General features: G+C 69.8%; 34 protein-coding genes. 24 read left to right on the top strand and 10 right to left on the bottom strand.

The annotated features are described in order from the left end of the window. The 11 genes from NDW01_RS13970 to NDW01_RS13920 all read left to right on the top strand — a co-directional run bounded on the left by NDW01_RS13970 (window position 1) and on the right by NDW01_RS13920 (window position 6,745). Window positions 1–186: a type Z 30S ribosomal protein S14 gene (locus NDW01_RS13970; protein ID WP_252780511.1), complete on the top strand. Its 186-nt coding sequence runs from the start codon at window positions 1–3 to the stop codon at window positions 184–186. 110 nt (window positions 187–296) lie between these two features. Beyond that, window positions 297–695 (top strand): 30S ribosomal protein S8, encoded by a 399-nt coding sequence (gene rpsH, locus NDW01_RS13965; RefSeq protein ID WP_252780523.1) that lies wholly within the window; start codon window positions 297–299, stop codon window positions 693–695. A 16-nt stretch (window positions 696–711) separates the two neighbouring features. Beyond that, a complete protein-coding gene (gene rplF / locus NDW01_RS13960) occupies window positions 712–1,248 on the top strand; it encodes a 50S ribosomal protein L6 (protein WP_252780526.1) in 537 nt (178 codons plus the stop codon). Window positions 1,249–1,250: 2 nt separating this feature from the next. Continuing rightward, window positions 1,251–1,637 carry a 50S ribosomal protein L18 gene (gene rplR, locus NDW01_RS13955; protein ID WP_252820538.1) on the top strand — a complete coding sequence of 129 codons (387 nt, stop codon included), beginning with the start codon at window positions 1,251–1,253 and terminating at the stop codon, window positions 1,635–1,637. 46 nt (window positions 1,638–1,683) lie between these two features. Beyond that, window positions 1,684–2,292, top strand: a complete 609-nt coding sequence (gene rpsE / locus NDW01_RS13950; protein WP_252780543.1) for a 30S ribosomal protein S5 — start codon at window positions 1,684–1,686, stop codon at window positions 2,290–2,292. Then, window positions 2,289–2,471, top strand: a complete 183-nt coding sequence (rpmD, locus tag NDW01_RS13945) for a 50S ribosomal protein L30 (protein WP_252780546.1) — start codon at window positions 2,289–2,291, stop codon at window positions 2,469–2,471. Before rpsE ends, rpmD begins: the two co-directional genes overlap by 4 nt. Before the next feature lies 1 nt (window position 2,472). Continuing rightward, window positions 2,473–2,925 (top strand): 50S ribosomal protein L15, encoded by a 453-nt coding sequence (gene rplO, locus NDW01_RS13940; protein WP_252780548.1) that lies wholly within the window; start codon window positions 2,473–2,475, stop codon window positions 2,923–2,925. Between the two features lie 156 nt (window positions 2,926–3,081). Next, window positions 3,082–4,383: a preprotein translocase subunit SecY gene (gene secY, locus NDW01_RS13935; RefSeq protein WP_252780551.1), complete on the top strand. Its 1,302-nt coding sequence runs from the start codon at window positions 3,082–3,084 to the stop codon at window positions 4,381–4,383. Beyond that, complete coding sequence (locus NDW01_RS13930; protein ID WP_252780554.1) at window positions 4,383–5,036, top strand: adenylate kinase; 654 nt, start codon at window positions 4,383–4,385, stop codon at window positions 5,034–5,036. The genes secY and NDW01_RS13930 overlap by 1 nt, the downstream gene beginning before the upstream one ends. Window positions 5,037–5,272: 236 nt before the next feature. Further along, window positions 5,273–6,073, top strand: a complete 801-nt coding sequence (gene map, locus NDW01_RS13925) for a type I methionyl aminopeptidase (protein ID WP_252820536.1) — start codon at window positions 5,273–5,275, stop codon at window positions 6,071–6,073. 234 nt (window positions 6,074–6,307) lie between these two features. After that, window positions 6,308–6,745, top strand: a complete 438-nt coding sequence (locus tag NDW01_RS13920; RefSeq protein ID WP_252780558.1) for a DUF1707 domain-containing protein — start codon at window positions 6,308–6,310, stop codon at window positions 6,743–6,745. Here NDW01_RS13920 and NDW01_RS13915 read toward each other — a convergent pair. Continuing rightward, entirely contained in the window at window positions 6,742–7,713 is a 972-nt protein-coding gene (locus NDW01_RS13915; protein WP_252820533.1) for a GlxA family transcriptional regulator, read from the bottom strand. The genes NDW01_RS13920 and NDW01_RS13915 overlap by 4 nt on opposite strands. Before the next feature lie 271 nt (window positions 7,714–7,984). Between NDW01_RS13915 and NDW01_RS13910 the strand changes: the two genes are divergently transcribed. From NDW01_RS13910 to truA, 9 genes are all read left to right on the top strand, one after another. Then, window positions 7,985–8,638, top strand: coding sequence for an HD domain-containing protein (locus NDW01_RS13910; protein ID WP_252820531.1), 654 nt, complete (start codon window positions 7,985–7,987; stop codon window positions 8,636–8,638). 335 nt (window positions 8,639–8,973) lie between these two features. Further along, entirely contained in the window at window positions 8,974–9,195 is a 222-nt protein-coding gene (gene infA, locus NDW01_RS13905) for a translation initiation factor IF-1 (protein WP_067912209.1), read from the top strand. Between the two features lie 106 nt (window positions 9,196–9,301). Continuing rightward, window positions 9,302–9,415 (top strand): 50S ribosomal protein L36, encoded by a 114-nt coding sequence (rpmJ, locus tag NDW01_RS13900; RefSeq protein ID WP_252780562.1) that lies wholly within the window; start codon window positions 9,302–9,304, stop codon window positions 9,413–9,415. 164 nt (window positions 9,416–9,579) lie between these two features. Beyond that, window positions 9,580–9,960: a 30S ribosomal protein S13 gene (gene rpsM / locus NDW01_RS13895; RefSeq protein ID WP_252780566.1), complete on the top strand. Its 381-nt coding sequence runs from the start codon at window positions 9,580–9,582 to the stop codon at window positions 9,958–9,960. Between the two features lie 60 nt (window positions 9,961–10,020). After that, window positions 10,021–10,422 (top strand): 30S ribosomal protein S11, encoded by a 402-nt coding sequence (gene rpsK, locus NDW01_RS13890; RefSeq protein WP_252780568.1) that lies wholly within the window; start codon window positions 10,021–10,023, stop codon window positions 10,420–10,422. Window positions 10,423–10,438: 16 nt separating this feature from the next. Continuing rightward, window positions 10,439–11,068: a 30S ribosomal protein S4 gene (gene rpsD, locus NDW01_RS13885; RefSeq protein WP_252780715.1), complete on the top strand. Its 630-nt coding sequence runs from the start codon at window positions 10,439–10,441 to the stop codon at window positions 11,066–11,068. A 94-nt stretch (window positions 11,069–11,162) separates the two neighbouring features. Further along, a complete protein-coding gene (locus NDW01_RS13880) occupies window positions 11,163–12,176 on the top strand; it encodes a DNA-directed RNA polymerase subunit alpha (protein WP_252780730.1) in 1,014 nt (337 codons plus the stop codon). Between the two features lie 149 nt (window positions 12,177–12,325). Then, on the top strand, window positions 12,326–12,847 hold the full coding sequence (rplQ, locus tag NDW01_RS13875; RefSeq protein ID WP_252820529.1) for a 50S ribosomal protein L17: 522 nt from the start codon (window positions 12,326–12,328) through the stop codon (window positions 12,845–12,847). A gap of 358 nt (window positions 12,848–13,205) precedes the next feature. After that, a complete protein-coding gene (gene truA, locus NDW01_RS13870; protein WP_252820527.1) occupies window positions 13,206–14,057 on the top strand; it encodes a tRNA pseudouridine(38-40) synthase TruA in 852 nt (283 codons plus the stop codon). Between the two features lie 237 nt (window positions 14,058–14,294). On the opposite strand, the gene NDW01_RS13865 is transcribed toward truA, so the two are convergent. The 3 genes from NDW01_RS13865 to NDW01_RS13855 form a co-directional block, all read right to left on the bottom strand. Beyond that, the gene (locus NDW01_RS13865; RefSeq protein WP_252820525.1) at window positions 14,295–15,701 is read right to left on the bottom strand and encodes a hypothetical protein; all 1,407 of its coding nucleotides are present in this window, start codon (window positions 15,699–15,701) and stop codon (window positions 14,295–14,297) included. 221 nt (window positions 15,702–15,922) lie between these two features. Further along, window positions 15,923–17,143 (bottom strand): hypothetical protein, encoded by a 1,221-nt coding sequence (locus NDW01_RS13860; protein WP_252820691.1) that lies wholly within the window; start codon window positions 17,141–17,143, stop codon window positions 15,923–15,925. Window positions 17,144–17,181: 38 nt separating this feature from the next. Continuing rightward, window positions 17,182–17,862, bottom strand: a complete 681-nt coding sequence (locus tag NDW01_RS13855; protein WP_252820523.1) for a CAP domain-containing protein — start codon at window positions 17,860–17,862, stop codon at window positions 17,182–17,184. A gap of 345 nt (window positions 17,863–18,207) precedes the next feature. Between NDW01_RS13855 and rplM the strand changes: the two genes are divergently transcribed. The 4 genes from rplM to NDW01_RS13835 all read left to right on the top strand — a co-directional run bounded on the left by rplM (window position 18,208) and on the right by NDW01_RS13835 (window position 21,051). Further along, on the top strand, window positions 18,208–18,651 hold the full coding sequence (rplM, locus tag NDW01_RS13850; RefSeq protein ID WP_252808899.1) for a 50S ribosomal protein L13: 444 nt from the start codon (window positions 18,208–18,210) through the stop codon (window positions 18,649–18,651). A gap of 34 nt (window positions 18,652–18,685) precedes the next feature. Next, window positions 18,686–19,192 carry a 30S ribosomal protein S9 gene (gene rpsI / locus NDW01_RS13845; protein WP_252780809.1) on the top strand — a complete coding sequence of 169 codons (507 nt, stop codon included), beginning with the start codon at window positions 18,686–18,688 and terminating at the stop codon, window positions 19,190–19,192. Window positions 19,193–19,374: 182 nt separating this feature from the next. After that, window positions 19,375–20,715 (top strand): phosphoglucosamine mutase, encoded by a 1,341-nt coding sequence (gene glmM / locus NDW01_RS13840; protein WP_252820521.1) that lies wholly within the window; start codon window positions 19,375–19,377, stop codon window positions 20,713–20,715. 129 nt (window positions 20,716–20,844) lie between these two features. Next, window positions 20,845–21,051: a dodecin family protein gene (locus NDW01_RS13835; RefSeq protein WP_252780824.1), complete on the top strand. Its 207-nt coding sequence runs from the start codon at window positions 20,845–20,847 to the stop codon at window positions 21,049–21,051. A 54-nt stretch (window positions 21,052–21,105) separates the two neighbouring features. Here NDW01_RS13835 and NDW01_RS13830 read toward each other — a convergent pair whose 3' ends face one another. The 6 genes from NDW01_RS13830 to NDW01_RS13805 form a co-directional block, all read right to left on the bottom strand. Then, complete coding sequence (locus NDW01_RS13830) at window positions 21,106–21,822, bottom strand: ABC transporter permease (RefSeq protein WP_252820519.1); 717 nt, start codon at window positions 21,820–21,822, stop codon at window positions 21,106–21,108. Continuing rightward, entirely contained in the window at window positions 21,819–22,730 is a 912-nt protein-coding gene (locus NDW01_RS13825; protein ID WP_252820517.1) for an ABC transporter ATP-binding protein, read from the bottom strand. Before NDW01_RS13825 ends, NDW01_RS13830 begins: the two co-directional genes overlap by 4 nt. A 46-nt stretch (window positions 22,731–22,776) precedes the next feature. Then, on the bottom strand, window positions 22,777–23,667 hold the full coding sequence (locus NDW01_RS13820; protein ID WP_252820515.1) for an ABC transporter permease: 891 nt from the start codon (window positions 23,665–23,667) through the stop codon (window positions 22,777–22,779). Beyond that, on the bottom strand, window positions 23,664–24,554 hold the full coding sequence (locus NDW01_RS13815) for an ABC transporter ATP-binding protein (RefSeq protein WP_252820513.1): 891 nt from the start codon (window positions 24,552–24,554) through the stop codon (window positions 23,664–23,666). Before NDW01_RS13815 ends, NDW01_RS13820 begins: the two co-directional genes overlap by 4 nt. 210 nt (window positions 24,555–24,764) lie before the next feature. Next, the gene (locus NDW01_RS13810; protein ID WP_252820511.1) at window positions 24,765–25,034 is read right to left on the bottom strand and encodes a DUF6295 family protein; all 270 of its coding nucleotides are present in this window, start codon (window positions 25,032–25,034) and stop codon (window positions 24,765–24,767) included. A 1-nt stretch (window position 25,035) separates the two neighbouring features. Next, on the bottom strand, window positions 25,036–25,779 hold the full coding sequence (locus tag NDW01_RS13805; protein WP_252820509.1) for a dienelactone hydrolase family protein: 744 nt from the start codon (window positions 25,777–25,779) through the stop codon (window positions 25,036–25,038). Between the last annotated feature and the right edge of the window lie 73 nt (window positions 25,780–25,852).

The following is a 25,852-nucleotide window of genomic DNA, read 5'->3' as shown; positions in this document are numbered from 1 at the left end:
ATGGCGAAGAAGGCTCTGATCGCCAAGGCGAACCGGAAGCCCAAGCACGCCGTGCGCGCCTACACTCGGTGCTCGCGGTGCGGGCGTCCGCGCGCGGTCTTCCGCAAGTTCGGCCTGTGCCGGATCTGCTTCCGGGAGATGGCGCACCGCGGCGAGCTGCCCGGCATCACCAAGTCCAGCTGGTAACCCACCGGCTTTTCGATAAATGACCGACCGGGCGCCTGAAGACAAGGCGCCCACGACCACGTCGTAGGTCCGCAATCGGCGGAAACCGCGGCGAGGAGGGCCAGTAGGCCATGACGATGACCGACCCGATCGCAGACATGTTGACGCGTCTGCGGAACGCGAATTCGGCGTACCACGACACCGTGGGCATGCCGTACTCGAAGATCAAGGCGCACATCGCCGAGATCCTCCAGCAGGAGGGTTACATCTCGGGGTGGAGCGTGGAGGACGCCGAGGTCGGCAAGAAGCTCGTGATCGACCTCAAGTTCGGCCCGAGCCGTGAGCGTTCGATCGCCGGACTCAAGCGGGTGTCCAAGCCGGGCCTGCGGGTCTACGCGAAGAAGGACAACCTGCCGAAGGTCCTCGGTGGTCTCGGCGTCGCGATCATCTCGACGTCCTCCGGCCTGATGACCGACAAGCAGGCCGGCAAGCACGGTGTGGGCGGGGAAGTCCTCGCCTACGTGTGGTGAGGGGAGGGACCCAAGAATGTCGCGCATTGGACGTTTGCCCATTCCCGTCCCCAGCGGCGTCGACGTCAAGGTCGATGGCCAGGAGGTCACGGTCAAGGGCCCCAAGGGCGAGCTGAAGCACACGGTCGCCCGGCCGATCGAGGTCGCCCAGGAGGGCGGCGAGATCAAGGTCGGCCGGCCCAGCGACGAGGGACCGGTGCGTGCGCTGCACGGCCTCACCCGCTCGCTGATCAACAACATGGTCATCGGCGTGACGCAGGGCTACAGCAAGACGATGGAGATCGTCGGCGTCGGCTACCGCGTTCAGGCCAAGGGCAGCAACCTCGAGTTCTCGCTCGGCTACAGCCACCCGATCACGGTCGAGCCCCCGGCGGGCATCACCTTCCGTGTCGAGCGGCCGACCCAGTTCGTGATCGAGGGCATCGACAAGCAGAAGGTCGGCGAGGTCGCCGCGAACATCCGCAAGCTGCGTAAGCCCGACCCGTACAAGGGCAAGGGCGTGCGGTACCAGGGTGAGCAGATCCGCCGCAAGGTCGGAAAGGCTGGTAAGTAGACATGGCTGCGAGCAAGACTCAGGTCCGCAAGCGGACCGCGTCGCGCGCCGCGTCGCGGACCCGCCGGCACCTGCGCGTCCGCAAGAAGGTCCAGGGCACGCCGCAGCGGCCGCGCCTGGTCGTGACGCGTTCGACCAAGCACATGTTCGCGCAGATCATCGACGACCTGGCCGGTCACACGCTGGCGTCGGCGTCCACGCTGGACCCCACGCTCCGTACGGCCGAGGGCGACAAGACCGCCAAGGCGCGCAAGGTCGGCGAGCTCCTCGCCGAGCGTGCGCGCGAGGTGGGCATCAGCGCGGTGGTCTTCGACCGCGCCGGGCACCGCTACCACGGCCGCATCGCGGCCCTGGCGGACGGCGCCCGAGAGGGCGGGCTGGACTTCTGATGGCTCGTCAATCGCATCTGATGACGCACGAGAAGAGGAACCACTAATGGCAGCACCACGTCGTGGCGGCGGCGAGCGGCGCGACCGGCGTGATGACCGCCGCGGTGGCGCCGACAAGGGACAGTCGTACATCGAGCGCGTCGTAGCGATCAACCGGGTCGCTAAGGTCGTCAAGGGCGGCCGGCGCTTCAGCTTCACGGCGCTGGTCGTCGTGGGCGACGGCAACGGCACCGTGGGGGTCGGTTACGGCAAGGCCAAGGAGGTGCCCGCGGCGATCGCCAAGGGTGTCGAGGAGGCCAAGAAGCACTTCTTCAAGGTGCCGCGGATCCAGGGCACCATCCCGCACACCACCCAGGGCGAGGAGGCTGCGGGCGTCGTCATGCTCAAGCCGGCCAGCCCCGGTACCGGTGTGATCGCGGGTGGCCCGGTGCGCGCCGTCCTGGAGTGCGCGGGCATCCACGACGTCCTGTCGAAGTCGCTCGGCTCGTCCAACGCCATCAACATCGTCCACGCGACGGTGGCGGCCCTCAAGCAGCTCAACCGGCCCGAGGAGATCGCGGCCAAGCGGGGTCTGCCGATCGAGGATGTCGCCCCGGCCGCGATGCTCCGCGCTCGCGCGGCGGGCAGCGAGCCCCGGCAGGAGGTGGCATCGTGACGAACCTGAAGATCACGCAGGTGAAGTCGAAGATCGGTGGCAAGCAGAACCAGCGTGACACCCTGCGTACGCTCGGGCTCCGGCGGATCGGCGACAGCGTCGTCCGCGAGGACCGCCCCGAGGTGCTCGGGATGATCAACACCGTTCGCCACCTCGTCACCGTCGAGGAGGTCGACTGACATGGGTGCAGAGACTCCGCTGCGGCCGCACCACCTGCGGCCGGCGCCGGGCGCCCACAAGGCCAAGACCCGTAAGGGCCGTGGCGAGGCGTCCAAGGGCAAGACCGCCGGACGCGGCACGAAGGGCACGAAGGCCCGTACCACCGTGCCGACCGGCTTCGAGGGCGGCCAGATGCCGCTGATCCGCCGGGTTCCGAAGCTGAAAGGTTTCAAGAACCCGTTCCGGGTCGAGTACCAGGTCGTCAACGTGGCCAAGATCGCCGAGCTCTTCCCCGAGGGCGGCGAGGTCACGCCGGAGAGCCTCGCGGCGAAGGGCGCCGTGCGCGCCGGCCGCCTGGTCAAGGTGCTGGGCACCGGTGACATCTCCGTAACGGTTCAGGTCAAGGCGCACGCCTTCTCCGGTTCCGCGAAGGAGAAGATCACAGGTGCCGGAGGCACTGCGGAAGAGCTGTGAGTCAAAGCCCTTGCGGGATTCGCCCCCGCCTTGCGGTGGCGGGGGCGGCAATCCCCGCAAGGGCTGTTAGAGTTCGACCGGCGAGACTGTCGCCGCAACTTGAGGATCGACCGAGGCCGTGAGCGGCCGCTGGCCGGAAACCGCGCAGGAGGAATGGTGCTGACCGCGTTCACTCGGGCGTTTCGAACACCCGACCTGCGCAAGAAGCTTCTCTTCACGCTGTTCATCATCGCGGTGTTCCGGCTGGGCTCTCAGCTGCCGGCACCGGGCGTGAACACCGGGGCCGTACACCGATGTGTGGACGTCGTGAGCAAGGGGGCCAACGCCAACGTCTATGGCCTGGTCAACCTGTTCAGCGGCGGCGCGCTGCTGAAGCTTTCGATCTTTGCACTGGGCATCATGCCCTACATCACGGCGAGCATCATCCTTCAGCTGCTCACCGTGGTGATCCCGCGCCTGGAGGCGCTCCGCAAGGAGGGCCAGGCGGGGACGACGAAGATCACGCAGTACACCCGTTATCTGACGATCGGCCTCGCGATCCTGCAGGGCACCGGCATCGTCGCCATGGCGAGCACCGGCAACCTGCTCCAGGGCTGCACCGAGGACCTGCTGTGGGACAAGGGCTGGTTCACGATCGTCACGATGGTCATCACCATCACGGCGGGCACCTCGGTGATCATGTGGCTCGGTGAGCTCGTCACCGACCGCGGCGTCGGCAACGGCATGTCGATCCTGATCTTCACCCAGGTCGTGGCGGTCTTCCCGTCCGAGTTCTGGAACATCTACAAGACCAAGGGCGGCTTCGTCTTCGCGATCGTCCTCATCGTGGGCATCGCGATCGTCGCCGGCGTGGTGTTCGTCGAGCAGGCCCAGCGCCGCATCCCGGTGCAGTACGCCAAGCGGATGGTCGGCCGGCGGATGTACGGCGGCACCTCGACCTATATCCCGCTCAAGGTGAACCAGGCCGGTGTCATCCCGGTCATCTTCGCCTCGTCACTGCTGTACCTGCCGTCGCTGATCGTGCAGATGTGGCACAGCTCGAACCCCGTGGCGACGTTCATCAGCAAGTACCTGGTCAAGGGCGATCACCCGATCTACATGGCCCTGTACTTCCTGCTGATCATCTTCTTCACCTACTTCTACGTGGCGATCACGTTCAACCCGACCGAGGTCGCGGACAACATGAAGAAGTACGGTGGGTTCATTCCGGGTATTCGCCCGGGTCGGCCGACCGCCGAGTACCTCGACTACGTGCTCACGCGGATCACCGCTCCCGGCGCGCTGTACCTGGGACTCATCGCGCTGGTCCCGATGGTGGCGTTCGGCATCATCGGAGCGAGCCAGAACTTCCCGTTCGGCGGCACCAGCATCCTGATCATGGTCGGCGTCGGGCTGGACACGGTGAAGCAGATCGAGAGCCAACTTCAGCAGCGTAACTACGAGGGCTTCCTGCGGTAGTGCGAATCGTGCTCGTGGGCCCCCCGGGAGCGGGCAAGGGGACTCAGGCCCAGTTCATCTCATCGCATCTGTCGGTCCCGAAGATTTCGACAGGTGACATTTTCCGCGCCAACGTGAGCGGCAACACGCCCCTTGGCCGTAAGGCCAAGGAGTACATGGACCGAGGTGATCTCGTCCCCGACGAGATCACCATCGCGATGGTGCGTGACCGGCTGGCCGAAGACGACGCGCAGGAGGGCTTCCTGCTCGACGGCTTCCCGCGCAACGTTCCGCAGGCGGAGACGCTCAAGAAGATCCTTGCCGAGATGGACCAGCGCCTGGACCTCGTGCTCGAGCTCGTGGTCGACGACGACGAGGTCGTACGCCGGCTGTCCGGGCGCCGGACCTGCCGCAAGTGCGGAAAGATCTGGCACGTGGCGTTCGACCCGCCGTCCAAGGAGGGCGTCTGCGACGTCTGCGGCGGCGAGCTGTTCCAGCGCGACGACGACCGCGAGGAGACCATCAGGCATCGCCTGGAGGTCTACCAGGAACAGACTGCGCCCCTCGCGTCGTTCTACGCCGATGAGGGCATCCTGGTCGGCATCGACGCGACAGGGCCCGTCGAAGAGGTCACCGAGCGGGCTCTCGCCGCGCTCCGCCCATTCACCGACTGACCGCGCAAACCGACGAGCGAGCGTAGTGGCCGGTGAGGTACGAGCCGGCCGCGTAGTGAGCGAGGAGGTTGTGCGCGGCGTTGGGTGCTGTGCAAACCGACGAGCGAGCGTAGTGGCCGGTGAGGTACGAGCCGGCCGCGGATCGCGTCTGCGAATGAGCGCGGCAGCGAGTCCCGCGGTGGCGAGGTGCGCCGGATCCATCCCGACGCGCTCGGATCTACCTGCGGAGCATAAGAGTGTGGAAGAAGCGTAAGCCGGCCATTCAGATCAAGTCCCGTGGCGAACTGGACGTGATGCGGGAGGCCGGCCTGGTCGTCGCCCGTACGCTCCAGCGGCTCACCGAGGCCGTCAAGCCGGGCATCACGACGGCGGACCTGGACGCGATCGCGGAGGACTCGATCCGGTCCGAGGGCGCGACGCCGTCGTTCAAGGGCTACCAGGGGTTCCCCGCCTGCATCTGTACCTCGGTCAACGAGGAGATCGTGCACGGCATCCCGAGCCCGTCCAAGGTGCTGGCCGAGGGTGACGTCATTTCGATCGACTGCGGCGCGATCGTCGACGGCTGGCACGGCGACTCGGCGGTGACGGTTCCGGTCGGGGAGATCACGCCGGAGGAGCGCAGGCTGCTGGAGGTCTGCGAGGAGTCGATGTGGCGGGGGCTGGCGGCCGGGAAGGTCGACGCTCGGCTCAGCGACATCGGTCATGCGATCGAGACCTACATCCGCGGGCAGGGCGAGTACGGCATCGTCGAGGAGTATGTCGGCCACGGCATCGGCACCGAGATGCACATGGACCCCGCGGTGCCCAACTACGGGCTGCCGGGCCGTGGACCGGTCCTGGTGCCGGGCATGTGCTTCGCGGTCGAGCCGATGGTCAACCTGGGTACGGCGGAGACCCTGCTGCTCGACGACGAGTGGACCGTCATCACCGGTGACGGCCGCCGCTCGGCGCACTTCGAGCACACCTTCGCCGTCACGGAGGATGGCCCCTGGGTGCTCACCGCACTCGACGGCGGCGCCCGCCTCAAGGACGCCTGACCGCTCGCAGGGCCGGAGGCAACGTCACAGTGCGTTTGACGGCCGTCCGTCACGTCAAAGAGCGCAGGACGGCCGCGCGCAACGTCGGAGACCGTTCGACGGGCCGCGCCCGGCCTGGCGGGCGTGCTTCGTGCGGCGGGCGGGATCGGACGGGGCGGTGGTCGTGGAAAGCGGCGTTCTGCGGCGTAGCCTCTGATTAAGGAATCCGGGGGTTCCTGAGGGAGAGGATCGACGATGCCGCTCAATCCTGAGATCCGCGCCTCCGACGCCGATCGCGATCGCGTCGCGGCGGCGCTGCGGGAGCACTGTGCTCAGGGACGGATCGCCGTCGACGAGCTCAACGAGCGCCTCGACCTCGCCTACCGTGCCCGGACGCTGGGTGACCTGCAGAAGGTCACCAGCGACCTGCCCGAGGAGGACATGTACGAGCTGCCGGTGCCGGCGTACCGGCAGTCGACTCCGGCCCGCCGTCCCGGGAACGGTCTCTACCGGAAGGGCATGCGGGCGGGCTGGGCGACGTACGCGTCGGTCAACCTGGTCTGCATCGTGATCTGGCTGCTCACCGCCGTGACGGCGGGCGCCTGGTACCCCTGGTGGATCTGGGTGGCCGGTCCGTGGGGCGCGCTCATGCTGGCCGGGCAGCTCTTCGGCGGCTCAGAGGAGCACCGCTAGCCCGAACGCGGCGGGGCGGTGGTCTTGAAGCGCGCGCGGTACCGGCTGGGCGAGACGCCGAGCCGGGAGACGAAGACCCGGCGCATGGTCTCGGCGCTGCCGAAGCCGACCAGCCTCGCGGTCTCGGCGACGCCGTGGCCGGCGTTCAGGAGCGACTGGGCGTGGTCCAGGCGGGTGCGCTCGACGAACTTGGCGGGTGAGGTGTCCAGCTCGGCGGCGAAGAGCCGGGCGAGGTGGCGCCGGCTGACGCCGGCGTGGGCGGCCAGGGAACTCGTGCTGTGGTCGAGCGCGGGCTGCGCGGAGACGAGGTCCACCACCGCGCGCAGTGTCGGCGTGCGCGGCGCCCTGACCTGCAGAGGGGCGGCGAACTGGGTCTGACCGCCAGGCCGTTGCATGAACATCACCAGGTCCCGGGCGACGTCGCGTGCGAGGTCGGGGCCGTGGTCCTGCTCGACGAGGGAGAGGGCCAGGTCGATGCCGGCGGACACGCCTGCGGAGGTGTAGATGCCGCCGTCGTGTACGAAGAGGGCGTCCGGCGACACGGAGATCTTCGGGAAGGCGCGGGCGAGCAGGTCGGTGTGCCGCCAGTGGGTGGTGGCTCGGCGGCCGTCGAGCAGGCCGGAGGACGCCAGGACGAACGAGCCGGTGCAGATGGAGACCATGCGGGTGCAGCGGTCCCGGAGGGCGGAGGCGGCCGCGATGAGGTCGCGGGGGATCGGCTTCGACGGCAGTTCGTCGCCTCCGGAGGCGACGACGGTGTCCGCGGACTCCACGTCACCGGCCGGGCCGTCGACGGCGAACTCGGCTCCGATCGAGGTCGTCACGGTACGGCCGGAGGGCGATACGTAGCCGAGGTCGTAGGGCGCGCCGAAGCGGTTCGCCGTGGAGAACACCTCGGCGGGACCGGTGACGTCCAGCATCTTCATGCCGTCGAACACAAGGAAGACCACGCGTCGCCGCCGCGCCATCCTCGGACCTCCTCTGCCGCGACCGCCATCGCGCCGCCGTACGGGACCGGCGGCGCGGGCGGCACCCACGTGTGACGACCCGGCCAACGGCCCGCTTTATTCCCCGTGGGAAGCCCCCTGCGGTCCGGTGCCCGGAGGCCGCGCTACCGGGCGCGGTGGTCGCCTGAGCTGTCGTGGACCGAGCGATTCCTGTCCGGTACGGAGGGCCGCGAAGCGTCATGGCGCCGGGAGGCTGGAGGAGTCCCCGACCCGAGCGATCAGGAGGAGTTCCATGGCGCAGACCATCGCAGGAATCGAGATTCCCGACACCGACCTCGTCCGCGCGGCGACCGAGGTGACCCGGGACGCCGCGGACGACCCGGTGGTCGGGGACACGCTGTTCCACCACTCTCGGCGCGTCTTCCTCTGGGGAATGCTCAAGTCCAAGGCGCGCGGCGTGGACGTCGACCCCGAGCTCGCCTACGTGGGCGGCATGTTCCATGACCTCGGACTGACCCGGAGGTTCCGTACCACCGGGCAGCGCTTCGAGGTCGACGGCGCGGATGCCGCGTACGGGTTCCTCCGTGATCACGGCAGGTTCGAGGGCGAAGCCCGCGACGTCTGGCTCGCCATCGCCCTTCACACCACGCCCGAGGTGCCGCTGCGCCTGGGACCCGAGGTGGGCGTGGTCACGCTCGGGGTCGAGACCGACGTGCTCGGCCTCGACCTCGACCAGATCAGCGACGCCGACAAGCGGGCCGTCGTCCTGGCCCATCCCCGACCGGATTTCAAGCGCCGGATCCTGCGCGCGTTCTACGAGGGCGTGGCGGACCGCCCTGACACCACCTTCGGCACCATGAACGACGACGTCCTCGCGTACTTCGATCCGGACTTCCGGCGGGCGGACTTCGTCGAGATCATCCAGGGCAACGCCTGGCCGGAATGAGGATGCCCGCCGCCGATGAGGGCGAGGACGAGGACGAGCGGCACCGCGTCGCGCGAAGACTCGTCCTGCGCCGCCCGTCGCACGGGGGACCGCGATCGGCGGGCTGAGATCAACAGGCGGGGATCGGCGGGATGAAACGCGGTCGCTCCGGTGTTGCACGCTTGGAGGAGTGGGTCCCGCGACACGAGGCCGGCGCCGATTTCGGGTTTCGTGTCGCGTGACGTAGACTCTTTTGTCGGTCCCGTGTTGGCTCATGCCCGCATGCCTCTGAGGCGTGCTCGGGTGTCCCGCGGTGGCCGTTCTCCTGACGAACCGATCAGCGAAGCGCGGAGGACATGCCCAAAAAAGAAGGGGCCATCGAAATCGAGGGCACCGTCGTCGAGTCGCTCCCGAACGCCATGTTCCGGGTGGAACTCGACAACGGGCACAAGGTGCTCGCCCACATCAGCGGGAAGATGCGGATGCACTACATCCGGATCCTGCCCGACGACCGCGTCGTCGTGGAGTTGAGCCCCTACGACCTCACGCGCGGTCGGATCGTCTACCGATACAAGTAACCACCCACTGGGGTTGCCTTCCCCGCGTATAGTCGGTTGGTGAGCCGCTTGTGCGTGTTCGCCTATGGCTCGGCAACGCGGGGGTGACCCTGTATGAGGAGACCCAGTGAAGGTCAAGCCGAGCGTCAAGAAGATCTGCAGCAAGTGCCGCATCATCCGGCGGCACGGCCGGGTCATGGTCATCTGCGATGACCCGCGCCACAAGCAGCGTCAGGGCTGACAACTGAACAGGCCGCGCCACGGGTGACCTGGCGCGGTCGCGCATATTCCGACGTTCCGCGGCTCCGATGAGGAGCAACCCCCGGTCGGAGGCCGGGGCCCCGCCCGGGCAGGGGCGGGGATGCGGGGCGCAGACCTCCGTGAAACAGAAGGGAACTGCCCGAGATGGCACGCCTCCTCGGCGTCGACCTCCCGCGCGACAAGCGCCTCGAGGTCGCTCTCACCTACATCTTCGGCATCGGCCGTACCCGTGCCCTGGAGACGCTGAAGGAAACCGGCATCAGCGGTGACCGTCGCGTCCACGAGCTCGGGGACGACGAGCTGATCCAGCTCCGTGACTGGATCGAGGCCAACTACCGGATCGAGGGCGACCTGCGCCGCGAGATCCAGGCCGACATCCGTCGCAAGATCGAGATCGGCTGCTACCAGGGCATTCGGCACCGCCGTGGCCTGCCGGTGCACGGTCAGCGGACGCAGACCAACGCGCGTACGCGCAAGGGCAAGAAGAAGACCGTCGCCGGCAAGAAGAAGGCCGGCAAGAAGTAGTAGTCCTCGGCCCCCGCCCGGGGCCGACGGATCGACGACCTCCAGGAGATTTGAGAGCAGATGCCGCCAAAGAGCCGCGCCGGCGCCAAGAAGGTGCGCCGGAAGGAAAAGAAGAACGTCGCTCACGGGCACGCCCACATCAAGAGCACGTTCAACAACACGATCGTCACGATCACGGACCCCGTGGGCGCCGTGATCTCCTGGGCCAGCGCCGGTCACGTGGGCTTCAAGGGCTCGCGTAAGTCGACGCCGTTCGCCGCTCAGATGGCTGCCGAGGCCGCCGCCCGCCGCGCCATGGAGCACGGCATGCGCAAGGTCGACGTCTTCGTGAAGGGCCCCGGTTCGGGCCGTGAGACCGCGATCCGGTCGCTGCAGGCGACCGGCCTCGAGGTCGGTTCGATCCAGGACGTCACCCCGGTGCCGCACAACGGCTGCCGGCCGCCCAAGCGCCGCCGCGTCTGAGTTAGGGAAGAGAGAGATGGCTCGATACACCGGCGCCGACTGCAAGCTGTGCCGCCGCGAGAAGATGAAGCTGTTCCTCAAGGGCAGCAAGTGCGAGGGCCCGAAGTGCCCGATCGAGATCCGCCCGTACCCGCCGGGTGAGCACGGTCGCGGCCGTCCCAAGGAGAGCGAGCACATGCTCCAGCTCCGGGAGAAGCAGAAGGCCCGCCGCATCTACGGCGTCCTCGAGGCCCAGTTCGTCAACTACTACAAGGAGGCGAACCGCCGGACGGGCAAGACGGGTGACAACCTGCTGAGCCTGCTCGAGCGCCGCCTCGACAACGTCGTTTACCGCGCGGGCTTCGCCAAGAGCCGCGACATGGCCCGGCAGCTGGTCAAGCACGGCCACTTCCTGGTCAACGGCAAGAAGGTGGACATCCCGTCGTACCGCGTCAGCGAGCGCGACATCATCGAGGTGCGCCAGAAGTCCCTCGAGGACACCCCCTTCGTGGTGGCGCGCGCCGAGGCCGGCGACAGCCGGGTCCCGGCGTGGCTCGAGGTCGTCCCCGACCGGATGCGCATCCTCGTGCACTCCCTCCCGGTCCGGCAGCACATCGACGCGCCGGTCCAGGAGCAGCTCATCGTCGAGTGGTACGCCAAGCGCTGACGTCCACTCGTGCGGGCGCACGTCTCACGGCGTGCGCCCCGCAGTGCGAGATCGCGGCAGTCAAATAGCGGGCGCCGCGGGAAGGAAGTAAGAAATGCTCATCGCCCAGCGACCGACTCTCACCGAAGAGCAGGTCGACGAGTTCCGGTCGCGATTCACGATCGAGCCGCTGGAGCCGGGCTTCGGCTACACCATCGGCAACTCGCTCCGCCGGACGCTCCTGTCCTCCATCCCGGGTGCCGCCGTCACGAGCATCCGGATCGAGGGCGTGCTGCACGAGTTCTCCACGATCCCGGGCGTCAAGGAGGATGTCACCGACATCATCCTGAACCTCAAGGAGCTCGTCGTCTCCTCCGAGCACGACGAGCCGGTCGTGATGTACCTCCGCAAGCAGGGCCCCGGTGAGGTCACCGCCGCCGACATCGCGCCGCCGGCCGGTGTCGAGGTGCACAACCCCGAGCTCCACATCGCCACGCTGAACAACAAGGCGAAGCTGGAGATGGAGCTCACCGTCGAGCGTGGTCGTGGCTACGTCTCCGCCGCGCAGAACAAGCAGCCGGGTCAGGAGATCGGCCGGATTCCGATCGACTCGATCTACTCCCCGGTCCTGAAGGTCACCTACAAGGTCGAGGCGACGCGTGTCGAGCAGCGCACCGACTTCGACCGGCTGATCGTGGACGTCGAGACCAAGCCCGCGATGCTGCCGCGCGACGCGGTGGCGAGCGCCGGCAAGACCCTGGTCGAGCTGTTCGGCCTGGCCCGGGAGCTCAACGTCGAGGCCGAGGGCATCGACATGGGCCCGTCCCCGACGGACGCCGCGCTCGCGGCGGACCTGGCGCTGCCGATCGAGGAGCTCAACCTCACGGTCCGGTCCTACAACTGCCTCAAGCGCGAGGGCATCCACACCGTGGGTGAGCTCGTGGCCCGCAGCGAGCAGGACCTGCTCGACATCCGCAACTTCGGTGCCAAGTCGATCGAAGAGGTCAAGCAGAAGCTCAACGACATGGGCCTCACGCTGAAGGACTCCCCGCCCGGGTTCGACCCGACGGCGGCGGCGGACGCCTACGGCGACGAGGACCAGAGCTACGCCGAGACCGAGCAGTACTGAGCGGCACCGGGCAGTACTGAATCTGACTGATGGTCGGTGGCGGCCCGCGGGCCGCCACCGGTCACCGACACTCGGCGGGGCCATGGCTCCGCCGGACCGACACCGGTACCTCGTACGGCCGGTGCGGGTTGAAACAAGGAGAGGGATCAATGCCCACGCCCACCAAGGGCCCTCGTCTCGGCGGCAGCCCGTCGCACCAGCGCATCATCCTGGCGAACCTCGCCACCGCGCTGTTCGAGCACGGCCGCATCACGACGACCGAGGCCAAGGCCCGGCGGCTGCGCCCGCTGGCGGAGAAGCTGATCACCAAGGCCAAGCGCGGTGACCTCGCCGCGCGGCGCCAGGTCCTCACCGTCGTGCGGGACAAGGGCGTCGTCCACACGCTCTTCACCGAGATCGGCCCGCGGTTCGAGAACCGCCCGGGTGGCTACACCCGGATCACCAAGCTCGGCCCGCGCAAGGGCGACAACGCCCCCATGGCGCTGATCGAGCTGGTCGAGGAGGCCGCGCCGTCCGCGGTGACGACCCGGACGACGACCGCTCCGGCCACCGAGGCCCCGGCGCCCGCCGCCGAGGAGACCGAGGAGACCCCGGCGGCGACCGAGGAGCCGGCGGCCGAGGCCCCGGCCGCCGAGGTCGCGGCGGACGACACCGAGGCCGAAGAGAAGTAGTAGGCAACGTTTACGACGAAGCCCGCCGTGCCCCTACGGGACGGCGGGCTCGTTGTTTGAAAGACTTGTGCCCGACGAGCTCGGCCGCCGGTTCCGGCGCCACTCGGCCGCCGGCAGGCGGGAGCCGTCGATCCGTTCGGCGACGTTCACCCCTCACGGACGTTCGCTCTTCAGTGAAGGAGAAGCCGGTGGTCCGTCGTCCGCGCCCCCGCCCGAAGGCCGAGGGGCTCGGCGTGTCCGTGTGGCGCGCCGGGACGCGACTCCGCCGCGCCCTCGCCGACTCGCTCACGGTAACAGAAGGGGGGAGGCGGCGTTCCGCGTTCGGTCCGAGGGCCGAGACCGACGCGCCGCGAGCCCGATGACCGCTCTCGTACGACTCCGGCTCGACCTCGCCTACGACGGGTCGGGTTTCGCGGGCTGGGCGCGGCAGCCGGGGCGGCGCACCGTCCAGGGTGTCATCGAGGACGCGCTGGGCCGGGTGCTGCGGCTGGACCCACCGCCGGTCCTCACGGTCGCGGGCCGTACGGACGCCGGGGTGCACGCGCGCGGCCAGGTCGCGCACGTGGTGGTGCCCGTGGCGGCCTATTCCCAGGTGGGCGGCACGCTGCCGCGCCGGATGGCCGGAGTGCTCCCGCCCGACGTACGGATCTGGCGGATCGGGCAGGCTCCCGAGGGCTTCGACGCGCGGTTCTCCGCGCTGTCGCGCCGCTACGCGTACCGGGTCTGCGACAACCCGGTGGGCGTCGACCCGATGCGCCGCCACGAGGTGCTGTGGCACCCCCGTCCTCTCGACCTGGACCGGATGAACGCCGCCACCGCGCTGCTGCTCGGCGAGAACGACTTCGCCGCCTACTGCCGTAAGCGCGAGGGCGCGACGACGATCCGGCGGCTGCTGCGGTACGACTGGGAGCGCGAGTCGGCCGACGTTGCCGTCGCCACGGTCGTGGCGGACGCCTTCTGCCACTCCATGGTGCGCGCCATCGTGGGCGCGCTGCTGTCGGTCGGCGACCGGCGGCGACCGGTCGACTGGCCGGCCGAGGTCCTGTCCGCGGGGGTCCGGGACTCGGCGGTGCAGGTTCTCCCGCCGCACGGCCTGACGCTGGAGGAGGTCACGTACCCGGAGGCCGGCCTGCTGGCCAGCCGCGCCCAGGAGACACGCCGCGTCCGGGTCCTCGGCGGAACCGCCCCCGAGGAGCGTCAGGCCGGCTGACGCCCTCGCCGCGTCGGCGGACGGCGAACCCGGCGTACGGGCGCAGTGGCGCCGCCGGACGGCCGGCCGCACGTACGGGCGGGGCACGTCCTGGAACGCCGAGCCGGCGTGTGAGGGTCGGCACGACGTGGGAGGCCGAGTCCGCGTGTGAGCGGCGGGACGCCGAGCCGGCGCACGAACGTAGGACGCGCGTCCCGGATCCCGGCGTGGGATGAAGGGACGCGCGTCGCCTGGTCGTCAGCTCTTCTCGCGGACCTCGATCGGCTTGACCGTGTCGTCCCGGAAACCGTTCGCGACGTCCCTGAGCGTCTTGTCGCCCGACTTGAACCTGTGCCCGTCGGCGTACATCGCGTACGCGTAGATGATGTACCGGCCGCGCTGGACGCTCACCGCCCAACCGCCCGCCTGGTCGATCTTCGGAGCGCCGCTGGCCTTCATCCCGCGGAACCATTTGTCGTAGTGGGCGGGGTCCTGGGCCTTCATCGCGGCGGCCGCGGCGGCGTCGGTGGGCATCGCCGCGATGCCCGTCGTCACCGCGATCTTGTTGTCGTCCGAGACGAACGTCGCCCGTACGACCCGGCGGCAGTGCTGACGGGTCAGCTCCTTGCTGAAGGTGCCGTTGGCGGTCAGGTCGCAGTGGTCGTTCGGGACGGTCTTCATCCGGATGAACGAGTGGCCCGCGATCTGCAGCGTCGGGTCGGGGAACACCTCGGTGACGCTGAGCGGCTTGGGGTCCTTCTTCTCGTCCCTGATGTCGATGGGCGTCGGCTTGGGCTTCGGTTTCGGCTTGGGCTTCGCCGACGTGTCGGTGGGCGTCGGAGCGGCCGCGCTGGGCGTGGGCGGCGGTTGCGAGACGTGGGTCGGGCGAGCGGCGGCCGTGTGCTCCTTCGGCGCGTCGTTGGACACCGTGGTGTAGGCGATGACGCCGCCACCGCCGAGGACGAGCGCGGCCAGCGCGCCGGCGCCGATGAGGAGCGCTCCGCGGGCCCCGGCGGCGCCCGCGGCGCCGCGCCAGGGCCGGCCGGGACCACGCGGGCCGTCGGATCCTCCGGCGTGCGGGCCCGCGCCAGGGTCGCCGGAGCCGATCTGCGGAGTGGGACGCGTGGCGCCCATCTCAGGCTCCGGGTCGGGCTCCGGCGGGGCCTCGGGGACCGTGCCCGGCGGCAGGATCGCGTCGGGGGTGAGCGGCGGCAGGGTGTTCTCCGCCGGGGAGGGCGGCGGGCCCTCCGTCCGCAGCGGTACGGGCAGTTTGGGCAGGGCGCTGCCCGTCTCGGGCTCCAGGACGTCCGTCACGGTCTTCTCGGCGGCGCCCTGGAACAGACCCGGCTCGGGCGAGGCCGGGCCGCCGGCGGGGCCGTGGGCGGCGTTGGGGACGTCCGTGGCCCCGCCGGACGTGGAGCCCGGGCCGGACGCGGACCCCGGGCCGGACGCGGACCCCGGGCCGGACGTGGAGCCCGGAGCGGCGTGGTGCTGCTGGGAGGCGTCTGCCGGACGCTGCGGAGACGTGCCCGCCGTACTGGGGCCGGTCGGCCGGTCGGAACGGAGGTCCGAGGGCGTCGCGGCCGTCGGTCGCTGCGGCGGGGCCGTCGTCCGGTCCTCCGCGTCGGGCGCGGGCGATCCGGGACGAGGGGGTGGCGGGGTCATGCTCTCCTCGGCGTCGTCGGGCGTCGGGGGCGGTCCGGAACGGGCCGGGTCGTCCGGCGACGCATCGGCGGCCTGGGGGGTCGCGAGGGGATTCTCAGCCGGTGCGCGGCGGCCTGGTGGTGCCGGTTGCGGCGGAGGCTCCGACCCTTCCGTTACGGACGGTACAAAAGTCACGTCACGGCCAGACATGGGTCACTAGAGTATTAGCGCGCGGTGTCCAATTATGCGGGTTTGCCGACCATTGACCGGTAGTTCAGGGCCGGTCGCAGATTGCTACCGATCGTCGCATTCTGCACGAACGCGGTCACACCGCTGTAGTCACTCTTCGCAATCGCCTTGCCATTCGGGTACTGCACCCAGCTCATGATGAGGTAGTGGCCCTCGGGATCCGCGGTCGTCAGCGACAGACCCTTGCCGAGCTTGCTGGTGCTCCCGGCCCCTGGCAGGGGCAGGACGTACGCGTCCTTCGGGCGGGACGCCCGCTGCGCGGCCTTGGCCGTCGTCTCGGACTTGAGATTGAGTACGCCGATGGTGCCGACGAACTTGCCGTTGGTGTACGTCGCTCGCAGCACCTGCGTGCACCCCGCCTTGACGAGGGCCTTGCGGAAGGTGGTGCCGTGCACACCGTTCGCGCACTTGCTGTCCGAACGCCGCGTGGTCAGCACGTAGGTGCGCCCGCCGGCCTTGAACCTCTTGTTCTTGAAGACCTCGGCCAGGGTGAGCGGCTTCGGGTCCGTCGTCCGTGAGGCGAGCTGCTGCCCCTTGCCGGTCTCGGTCGGCGTGGGGGTGGGGACCGCGGTCGGGGTCTGCGGGGGCGCCGCGGCGGGCTTGGAGGACATCGCGGTCGGCTTCGGCTTGGGGTCGCCGCCGCCCGAGGACAGCGCGAGCGCCGATCCGCCGCCGATGACGACGACGCCCGCGGCGACGGCCGCGCCGATGATCAGAGGCTTCTTCTTGCTCCCGCCCGGCCGCTCGTCGCCACCGGGCGCGAACGCGAGCGCGTCCTGGCCGCCCGGCACCGCGCCGTACCGGCCGGGTCCGCCCGGTCCACCGGGTCCGCCCGGTCCACCGGGTCCGCCGTCGTAACCGTCAGGAGCGTCGTAGCCGCCCGGAGCGTCGTACCGGCCCGCGCCGCCGTACGGGTCGCCCTCGGGACCGCCGGGTCCGGCGCCGTAGCCGCCGGCACCGTAGCCGGCGTCCTGGCCGTAGGACCGCGTCTCCGGCCCGTAACCGCCCTGCTGCTCGGCGGCGTACCCGTCGTAGGAGCCCGGACCGCCGAACGGGCCCGCGGGATCCGCGTCCTGGGGCGGGCCGGAGCCGTACGAGGGATCGAAGAGTGAACCACCGCGGGAGGCCTGGTCCTCGGCCGGGCCGTACGGCGACTGCGGCGGCTGCGGAGATGCCCAGCCGCCGGGTTGCTGTTTATCACCCGGAAAAGCCATGAACGCGACCCTACCTGCTCATATGCGTGTTCAGGCGGTTACTTAAAGCCGAAGTCCTGTGTCCACCAGGGGCCGCCCGAGCCATAGGCGACGCCGACTCCGATGGCTTTCAGACTGCAGTTCAGAATGTTCGCCCGGTGGCCGGGACTCTTCATCCAGCCTTGTACGACGGCCTCCGGGGTGGCGTAGCCCTTGGCGATGTTCTCCGCGCCGGGGGTCGTGTAACCGGCCGCCTTGATGCGGTCCCACGGGGTCCGCCCGTCCGGCGAGTTGTGGTCGAAGTAATTCTGGTCACGCATGTCCGCCGAGTGCGACCGCGCCGCCGTCCGCAGCCCGGTGTCGACCCGCAGGGCCGTGCAGCCGTGCGCGGCCCGCTGGGCGTTGGTGAGGCGCACCGCGGCGCTCTCCGCCGCCGCCTGCCTGCTCGTGGTCTTCGACGGCGTGGGGGCGGCCGTGGAGGACCGGGTGGCGCGCGGGGTGGCGCTGTGCTTGGGCGTCTTCCGCTTCGCCGGGCTCTTGGACCGGCGGGCCGGCGTGGCCGGGCGGGCCGACGGGCTCGCGTCGGCGGAGGGACGTACGGCCGATCCCTCAGGGCGGGGGAAGACGGCGACGTCGCGCGCGGGCGTGGTGGCCGGTGTCGGATTGTGCTGCTGCGCGGCACTCCAGAGCGATCGGGCGGCGATGCCGCCGGAGACGAAGACCGCGATGGCCAGCAGCACGAATGCCTGGACGCGGCGTTTGACGCGCTTCGCGGACAGGGGATCCTCCCGGGGGGCTGCGGAGGACCAGCACTATATGCCCGCCAAGCGGGTCAAGTCCGGCGTTCGCCGATAGTTCCCGGTATAGGGTGTCCAAGAGGACAGCCGTACGATCGTCGCGTCGTGACGATGGAGGACGGTCCCGGACGCTCGCTTTGCCCGCTGGCGTGTGGACCGGTATTCTGCTAGTTCGTTGTGTGCGTCAGCGTGCCCGTCAGCGGGTCGCTCGACCCACCGGGCCTGCGGCGGCAAGGCCGTCCGGCGGACCCATCTCTGTTGTCAGACACGAAACGAAGGCTTACGACCGTGCGCACCTACACCCCTAAGCCTGCTGACGTCCAGCGTCAGTGGCACGTCATCGACGCGACCGATGTCGTGCTGGGTCGGCTGGCCAGCCAGGTCGCAACGCTGCTTCGGGGTAAGCACAAGCCGATCTACGCCCCGCACCTCGACACGGGTGACTTCGTCATCATCATCAACGCCGACAAGGTGGCGCTCTCGGGCAAGAAGCTCGAGCAGAAGAAGGCCTACCGCCACTCCGGTTACCCGGGTGGTCTGCGGTCCGTCGCCTACTCCGACCTGATGAAGAAGAACCCCGAGCGTGCGGTCGAAAAGGCGATCAAGGGCATGCTTCCCAAGAACACGCTGGGCCGCAAGATGTTCAGCAAGGTGAAGGTCTACGCCGGCCCCGACCACCCGCACCAGGCCCAGCAGCCGGTGCCCTACGACATCAAGCAGATCGCGCAGTAACGCGCGGCATCCGAAAGAGATCCTGAGGAGTACCGTGGCCGAGCCCACCGGTGTCGAGACGTCCTTCGAGGGCGCCGAGTTCGAAGAGTACGTGGGGGACTACACCACCGAGTCCCCGGAGGTCGTCGCCGACGAAGCTCCGCGCCCGGTGCTGACCGGCCCGGCCGCCGGCACCGGCCGTCGCAAGGAGGCCATCGCGCGCGTCCGCATCGTCCCGGGCTCCGGGAAGTGGACGATCAACGGTCGCTCCCTGGACACGTACTTCCCCAACAAGGTCCACCAGCAGGTCGTGAACGAGCCGTTCGTGACCCTGGGCCTTGAGGACCAGTTCGACGTCATCGCCCGCGTGGGCGGCGGCGGCGTGACCGGCCAGGCCGGTGCGCTGCGCCTCGGTATCGCGCGCGCCCTGCAGCTGGTCGACCCGGACAACCGCCCGGCCCTGAAGAAGGCCGGCTTCCTGACTCGTGACGCGCGGGCCAAGGAGCGGAAGAAGTACGGCCTCAAGAAGGCCCGTAAGGCTCCGCAGTACAGCAAGCGTTGATCGCGCCTGTCCACCGGCCCGGTTCCGCCCAGGCGGCGGCTCAGAGCTTGTTCCGGGCCCGTGGACAGGATCTCGGCGGTCCCGCCCTCCGGCGGGACCGCTGATCGCTTTTTTCCGGGGTCGCGGCCCGGCGGGCGTGTCCGGACGCGACCGGTTCGTGCGTTCGATCGTGGGGTGTTGTGGTGGCGCGTCTGTTCGGGACCGACGGCGTACGCGGAGTCGCGAATCGCGACCTGACGGCTTCCCTGGCGCTGGACCTGTCGGTCGCGGCCGCCCGCGTCCTCGGTGAGGTCGGCGCGTTCGAGGGACACCGTCCCGTCGCCGTCGTCGGCCGGGATCCGCGCGCCTCCGGTGAGTTCCTGGAGGCCGCCGTCGTCGCCGGGCTCGCCTCCGCCGGCGTCGACGTGCTCCGGCTCGGCGTGCTGCCGACGCCCGCCGTGGCGTACCTCACCCAGTCGCTGGGCGCGGACCTGGGCGTGATGCTGTCCGCCTCGCACAACCCCGCCCCCGACAACGGCATCAAGTTCTTCGGCCGCGGCGGGCACAAGCTCGCCGACGAGATCGAGGACCAGGTCGAGGCCCACCTCGGCGAGGACTGGTCCGGTCCGACCGGCCCCGGCGTCGGGCGGGTACGCGATGCGCACGGCGAGGTCGAGAGCTACATCGCGCACCTGCTGTCGACCCTGCCCGGCTCGCTGGACGGCCTGAAGGTCGTCGTCGACTGCGCGCACGGCGCCGCCTCGGGCGTCTCTCCGGAGGCCCTGCGCCGCGCCGGTGCGACGGTGATCGCGATCGGCGCCTCGCCCGACGGCCTGAACATCAACGACGGGTACGGCTCGACCCACCTGGAGCGCCTGCAGCGCGCCGTGGTGGAGAACGGCGCCGACGCCGGCATCGCCCACGACGGCGACGCCGACCGCTGCCTCGCGGTCACGGCCTCCGGCGAGACCATCGACGGCGACCAGATCATGGCGATCCTGGCCCTGGAGCTGCGCGACACCGGAAAGCTGCCCGGCGACACGGTCGTCGCGACCGTCATGTCGAACCTCGGGTTCAAACTGGCGATGCGCGACCAGGGTCTCAACGTCGTCGAGACCGCCGTCGGCGACCGGTACGTCCTGGAGGCGATGAAGGCCGGCGGGTACGCCTTCGGCGGCGAGCAGTCCGGCCACGTCATCATGCTCGACCACGCCACCACCGGGGACGGCGTGCTCACCGGGCTGCACCTGCTGTCCACGATCGCCCACCGCCGTCGCCCGCTCGACGAGCTGGCGAAGGTCATGAACCGCCTCCCGCAGGTGCTCATCAACGTCAAGGGCGTCGACAAGTCCAAGGCCAAGACCTCTCCCGAACTGGCCGCCGCCGTCCAGGCCGCCGAGACCGAGCTGGGGGACGGCGGCCGGGTGCTCATTCGCCCGAGCGGCACCGAGCCCATGGTGCGCGTCATGGTCGAGGCCCAGACCGAGGACCAGGCCCGCGCCGTCGCCGAGCGGCTCGCCGAGGCCGTCCGCACCGCCCTCTGACCGAGGCCCGCACGACCTTCGTCATCGCTTTACGTGACCGGCCGATACCGTCCGTCACGGTGCGGGTACGTCGATCACGACGGCTGCGCCGCCCAGCGGCGGTTCCCACGAGGCGAAGGTCGAGTACCCATGGCATCAGTGGCGCGTGTCACCGAGATCAGCGCGATCTCGGAGTCGAGTTTCGAGGACGCCGTGAAGGTCGGCATCAGCCGGGCCGCGGAGACCCTGCGCAAGCTCCAGTCCGCCTGGATCAAGGAGATGGAGGTCCAGCTCTCCGAGGACGGGAACATCAGCGGCTACAAGGTCAACATGCTGGTCACGTTCGTCCTCGAGTGACACCGCGGGTCGATCGCCCGATCCGAGGACAGGCGATCGACCCTGAGCGCGGGATCAGTCGGTGCCGGTGATGGAGAGCGTGCGCAGCTTCCACCCGGCGTACACGACGCCCGCGACGGTGACGACGATCAGCAGCGGGACCGCGGTGGACGAGCCGACGCTCGCCTTGACCGCGGTGGCGTTGGTCACCATGTCGGTGACGCTGATGCCCCACTGGCGGATCGACAGGGTCTTGGCGCCGGAGGCGTACCGGGCGATGAGGTTCTCCCAGACGAGCGCGTAGATCAGGCCGATCGTCACCGCGAACCGGCTGAGCACCGCGATCGCGAGGAACAGCGCGCAGTAGGCGACGCCGGCGACCAGCGCCCCCATCGCGAAGCCCGTCGCCAGGCCCGCGGTCAGCCCGGTCATGATGACGCCCGCGACGAACATCGGCACGACGCCGAAGGCGACCACGAGGACGACCGCGACCACGTACTTCGTCGTGGAGATCACCGGCCGAGCGATCGGCTTGGTCATGATGTACATGATCTGGCCGTCGTCGATCTCCGGCCCGATCACGCCGGTGCCCGCGAGCAGCGCGAGCAGCGGCAGCAGCGCCCCGAGACCGAACTGCGTGAGCAGCATCGTGGCGTTGTCCAGGTCGGCATGCCCGCTGACCCGCAGGCCGACGCTGAGGACCAGCAGCAACGCGGGCAGGAGGAACAGCAGCAGGATCCGCCGCCTGCTCAGCATGGCGCGGAACGTGATGGAAGCAATGACAGGGTTCACGACGCCACCAAGTACGAGAAGACGCTTTCGAGGGACTCGTCGGCGGGGGCGACCTCCCACAGCCGGATGTCCGCCTGACGCGCCACCTGGGGCAGCACGAGGGAGAACCGCCGGAAGTCGACGGCCTCCACCTCGAGACCGCCGGAGGTCAGCTCGACCCCGCGCGTCGACGGGTCGGCGATGAGCGCCGCCGCCAGGCGCCGGTCGTCGCTGGAGCGGACGACGAACATGTGCGGCCGGTCGGTCATCAGCCGGCGGATCGCGCGGAAGTCGCCGGAGGCGGCGTGCCGCCCGGCGATCACGACCTCGATGTGGTGCGCGAGCCGCTCGACCTCCTCGAGGATGTGCGAGCTGAACAGCACCGTACGGCCCTCGGCGGCCATCTTCCGGATCAGGTCCATCAGGTGCAGCCGCTGGCGCGGGTCCATCCCGTTGAACGGCTCGTCGAGCAGCAGCACCGGCGGGTCGTGGACCAGGGCGGAGGCCATCTTGACCCGCTGCTTCATGCCCTTGGAGTAGTTGCCGATGATCCGGTCGGCCGGGCCGGTCATCTCCACCATGCCGAGGGCGCGTTCGGCGGCGGCCTCGGGGTTCGGCAGGCGGTGCAGCTTGGCCATCGCGCGGACGAACTGACGGCCGGTGAGGAAGTCGTACGCGGTCTCCCGCTCGGGCACGAGCCCGATGTGGCGGTATACCGACGGGTTCTTCCAGATGCGCTGCCCGTCGACGGTCACCTGCCCGCTGGAGGGGGCGAGGAAGCCGCCCATCATGTGGATCAGGGTGGACTTGCCCGCGCCGTTCGGCCCGAGCAGGCCGGTGACGCCCGGCCCGATCGTCATCGTGACGCCGTTGACGGCGACGACGTTGCCGTACCACCGGGAGACGTCCCGGAGTTCGAGCACGCTCACGCTTCCTCCTCGTCCGCGTCGGGCGGGAACGATCCTTGCGGTCGGCTCACTTGGCGCCCGCCTTCCGGAAGCGCAGGTACAGGATCGCGACGCAGCCGACGATGAGGGCGGCGCACACGAGGGTGAACACCGGCCCGCCGAGGCCGGAGGGCGGTGGCTCGGGCGCGGACGCCTTGGCGCGCAGCGCCCAGACCTGCACGCCGTCGACCAGGTTGAACGGGGCGAACATGCCCGCCCACTGGGCGACTCCGAACTGCGTCTGGTTCTCGGCGATGCCCTGGACGGCGGCGACCGCCGTGGTGCTGAGCAGGTACACCGCCATCACCGCCGTGACGCCGAACCCGCGGCGCGGCGTGAACGCGGCCACGACCAGCCCGAGGCCGGCGAGCACCAGCGCGAAGATCAGGCACCCGGCGAGGGCGGCGAGCCAGTGCACGGTGTGGCTGCCGATGTGCTTCTGCTTCGTGACGAGCGCGCCGATGTACAGGATCGTCACCGGCGTCGCCAGCAGCATGTACAGCGCGGTCGTGAACGCGCCGTACTTGGCCAGGACGTAGTCGAGGCGGCTCATCGGCCGGGAGAAGTACAGCGGCGTGACGTGGAACCGCAGGTCGCGGGAGGCCAGCACCGGCGCCTGCGCCGCCAGGAAGATCGCGATCAGCGGCTGCAGGTAGATGGCGTAGGCGGAGTAGCGGATGAGCTGGATGTCCCGGCCGGCTCCGACCTGCGCGGCGATCGCCGTGACCGCCACGCTGATCGCCGCGGGCATCAGCATGATCGCGCCCAGCAGGAACGGCATGATCTTCGCCTTGACCGGCCGGCCCAGGCCGTACGCCGCGCGCAGGTTGTGCGTGAAGAGGGACCGGACGGCGTACGCCCGGCCGAGGCGCTTGCCGTCGTAGTGCCGGTATCCGATGTCGTGGATGACGCTCGTCACGAGAACACCTCTTCGATGCGGTGGCGGCGGTTCTCCATGCGGACGAGCGCCAGGCCGAGGTCGGCGACCGAGTCGCGTATGACGTCGTAGGTGGACTCGTCGGCGATGTCGATGAGCAGGAGGCGGCCGTCGGGGCGTACGTGCAGCCCGGTCCGCGCCAGGTGCTCGCCGAGGCGGTCCATCTCCTCCTCGACCTCGACCACGAGCACGCCGCTGACCTGGGTGAAGGCCGAGACCGCCTGGGACCGCAGCAGTCGTCCGCCGTCGATGATCACCAGGTGGTCGGCGACGCGTTCGAGCTCGCCGAGCAGGTGGGAGGTGACCAGGACGCTGATGCCGAACTGGCCGCCGATCCGCCGTACGAGGGCGAGCATCTCGTCGCGCCCGGCGGGGTCGAGCCCGTTGGTGGGCTCGTCGAGGAAGACGAGCTTCGGGTCGTGTACGAGGGCCTGGGCGAGCTTGACGCGCTGCCGCATACCGGTCGAGTAGCCGCCGATCGGGCGGTACCGCTCCTCGTACAGCCCGACGTGGCGCAGGGTGTCGGCGGCGCGCTCGCGGGCGGCGGTGGGCGGCAGGCCGGAGATCCGGGCGACGTGCACGATGAACTCGGTCGCCGACACGTCCGGCGGAAGGCAGTCGTGCTCGGGCATGTAGCCGACCAGCTCACGGATCTTCATGGAGTCGCGCGCCGCGTCGAAGCCGAGCACCTGGGCCTGCCCGCTCGTGGGTTCGAGGAGGCCGAGGAGGATCTTGATGAGCGTCGACTTGCCCGCGCCGTTGGCTCCGACGAGCCCGACGACACCGGGCTCGATGTCGACGGTCAGCTGATCCAACGCGAGCACGCCGGGGAACCGCATGGACAGCCCCCGGGTGGCGATGATGGACATGTTCCGAACCTAGTGGAGCGGCTTTGTGTCCGTCGTCACTCTTCGGCACTACACCCGGCCCCCCTTGGGGATGAATGTGCGCGTCTTCCGGATGATGCCCGAACGCCCGACGGTGGACTGCGACGCCCGTCGCTGTCCACCGTCGAGCGGATTATGCCGTTGAGCGGGGGTGGTGTGCCGTCTTGGACCCTGCCCCTCCGCCGGGGCGGCTCAGCCTGCGGCGGCGATGCCGGGAGGCGCGGCGGCGAGGGCCGCCTTGATGGCGTCGATGAGCGCCAATGCCGACTCCTCGGTGAGCTCCACCGCGACCCGGGCCCCCGGGCCGAGTTCCGGCGCGGCGAAGTCGATGTTCACGGTGTGCTCGAAGGGCGCGTGGAACGGGTGGTCGACGTACACGGACGCCTGCGTCAGCGGGAACCAGCCGTCGGGCCCCTTCCCGCTGCCCGCCATCCTCACCGTCTCGGTGACGTAGGTGCACATCTCAGGCTCCCAGGTAACGGTCGAACCAGGAGAAGACGCGCTGCCAGCCGTCGTTCGCGGCCTGCGGCCGGTAGGACGGCCGGTCGACGGCGAAGAACGCGTGGCCGGCGTCCTCGTACACGTGGAAGTCGTACGTCTTGCCGTGCTGCTTGAGCGCCTCCTCAAGCTCCTTGACCTGGTCGGGGGAGGGGTACTGGTCCTCGGCGCCGAACAGGCCGAGCAGCGGGCAGGACAGGTTCGGGGTGAGGTCGACGATGGGCCGCACCGCCATCCGGAAGTTCTCGGGCACCTCCCCGACGACGAACGCGCCGTAGCAGTCCACCGCCGCGTCCAGGTCGAGTGAGCAGGCGGCCAGGAAGGACTGGCGCCCGCCGGAGCAGTACCCGATCGTGCCGACCTTGCCGTTCGAGGAGGTCAGGCCCTTGAGGTAACGGACGGCCGCGTCGACGTCGCCGACGAGCCGCTCGTCCGGCACGCCGCCCGCGGCGCGGGACGCGGCCGCCGCGTCGTCCGGAGAGGCGCCGGGCGCGTCGCGGTAGTGCAGGTTCGGCATGATCGCCGCGTAGCCGTGCGCTGCGATCTTACGGACGATCTCCTTGCTCGGCTCGTCGTAGCCGGGCATGTGGTGGATGACCACCACACCGCCGTACGGACCCGGTCCGAGGGGCCGGGCGAGGTACGCCTCGATCGGGTCGCCGCTGTGGCCGGTCAGCGGAATCGTTTCGGCCATCATCGCGTCGTACATGGTTAGCAAGGCTAGCGATTCTGGTCGACGCCCGCGCCGGGCCCCCGAGAGTCCTTGCGCCGTTCGCTCTGCA

Source organism: Actinoallomurus soli, assembly GCF_024055715.1.
GTDB classification, from domain to species: domain Bacteria; phylum Actinomycetota; class Actinomycetes; order Streptosporangiales; family Streptosporangiaceae; genus Actinoallomurus; species Actinoallomurus soli.
This window is presented reverse-complemented; position numbering and strand designations above follow the sequence as displayed.

Bases quoted from the DNA above. Each gene is read 5' to 3' on its own strand.
- NDW01_RS13970 (WP_252780511.1), top strand. From the start codon at position 1: ATGGCGAAGAAGGCTCTGATCGCCAAGGCGAACCGGAAGCCCAAGCAC.
- rpsH (WP_252780523.1), top strand. From the start codon at position 297: ATGACGATGACCGACCCGATCGCAGACATGTTGACGCGTCTGCGGAAC.
- rplF (WP_252780526.1), top strand. From the start codon at position 712: ATGTCGCGCATTGGACGTTTGCCCATTCCCGTCCCCAGCGGCGTCGAC.
- rplR (WP_252820538.1), top strand. From the start codon at position 1,251: ATGGCTGCGAGCAAGACTCAGGTCCGCAAGCGGACCGCGTCGCGCGCC.
- rpsE (WP_252780543.1), top strand. From the start codon at position 1,684: ATGGCAGCACCACGTCGTGGCGGCGGCGAGCGGCGCGACCGGCGTGAT.
- rplO (WP_252780548.1), top strand. From the start codon at position 2,473: ATGGGTGCAGAGACTCCGCTGCGGCCGCACCACCTGCGGCCGGCGCCG.
- NDW01_RS13920 (WP_252780558.1), top strand. From the start codon at position 6,308: ATGCCGCTCAATCCTGAGATCCGCGCCTCCGACGCCGATCGCGATCGC.
- NDW01_RS13915 (WP_252820533.1), bottom strand. From the start codon at position 7,713: ATGGCGCGGCGGCGACGCGTGGTCTTCCTTGTGTTCGACGGCATGAAG.
- NDW01_RS13910 (WP_252820531.1), top strand. From the start codon at position 7,985: ATGGCGCAGACCATCGCAGGAATCGAGATTCCCGACACCGACCTCGTC.
- infA (WP_067912209.1), top strand. From the start codon at position 8,974: ATGCCCAAAAAAGAAGGGGCCATCGAAATCGAGGGCACCGTCGTCGAG.
- rpsM (WP_252780566.1), top strand. From the start codon at position 9,580: ATGGCACGCCTCCTCGGCGTCGACCTCCCGCGCGACAAGCGCCTCGAG.
- rpsK (WP_252780568.1), top strand. From the start codon at position 10,021: ATGCCGCCAAAGAGCCGCGCCGGCGCCAAGAAGGTGCGCCGGAAGGAA.
- rpsD (WP_252780715.1), top strand. From the start codon at position 10,439: ATGGCTCGATACACCGGCGCCGACTGCAAGCTGTGCCGCCGCGAGAAG.
- NDW01_RS13880 (WP_252780730.1), top strand. From the start codon at position 11,163: ATGCTCATCGCCCAGCGACCGACTCTCACCGAAGAGCAGGTCGACGAG.
- rplQ (WP_252820529.1), top strand. From the start codon at position 12,326: ATGCCCACGCCCACCAAGGGCCCTCGTCTCGGCGGCAGCCCGTCGCAC.
- truA (WP_252820527.1), top strand. From the start codon at position 13,206: ATGACCGCTCTCGTACGACTCCGGCTCGACCTCGCCTACGACGGGTCG.
- NDW01_RS13865 (WP_252820525.1), bottom strand. From the start codon at position 15,701: ATGACCCCGCCACCCCCTCGTCCCGGATCGCCCGCGCCCGACGCGGAG.
- NDW01_RS13860 (WP_252820691.1), bottom strand. From the start codon at position 17,143: ATGGCTTTTCCGGGTGATAAACAGCAACCCGGCGGCTGGGCATCTCCG.
- NDW01_RS13835 (WP_252780824.1), top strand. From the start codon at position 20,845: ATGGCATCAGTGGCGCGTGTCACCGAGATCAGCGCGATCTCGGAGTCG.
- NDW01_RS13815 (WP_252820513.1), bottom strand. From the start codon at position 24,554: ATGTCCATCATCGCCACCCGGGGGCTGTCCATGCGGTTCCCCGGCGTG.
- NDW01_RS13810 (WP_252820511.1), bottom strand. From the start codon at position 25,034: ATGTGCACCTACGTCACCGAGACGGTGAGGATGGCGGGCAGCGGGAAG.
- NDW01_RS13805 (WP_252820509.1), bottom strand. From the start codon at position 25,779: ATGTACGACGCGATGATGGCCGAAACGATTCCGCTGACCGGCCACAGC.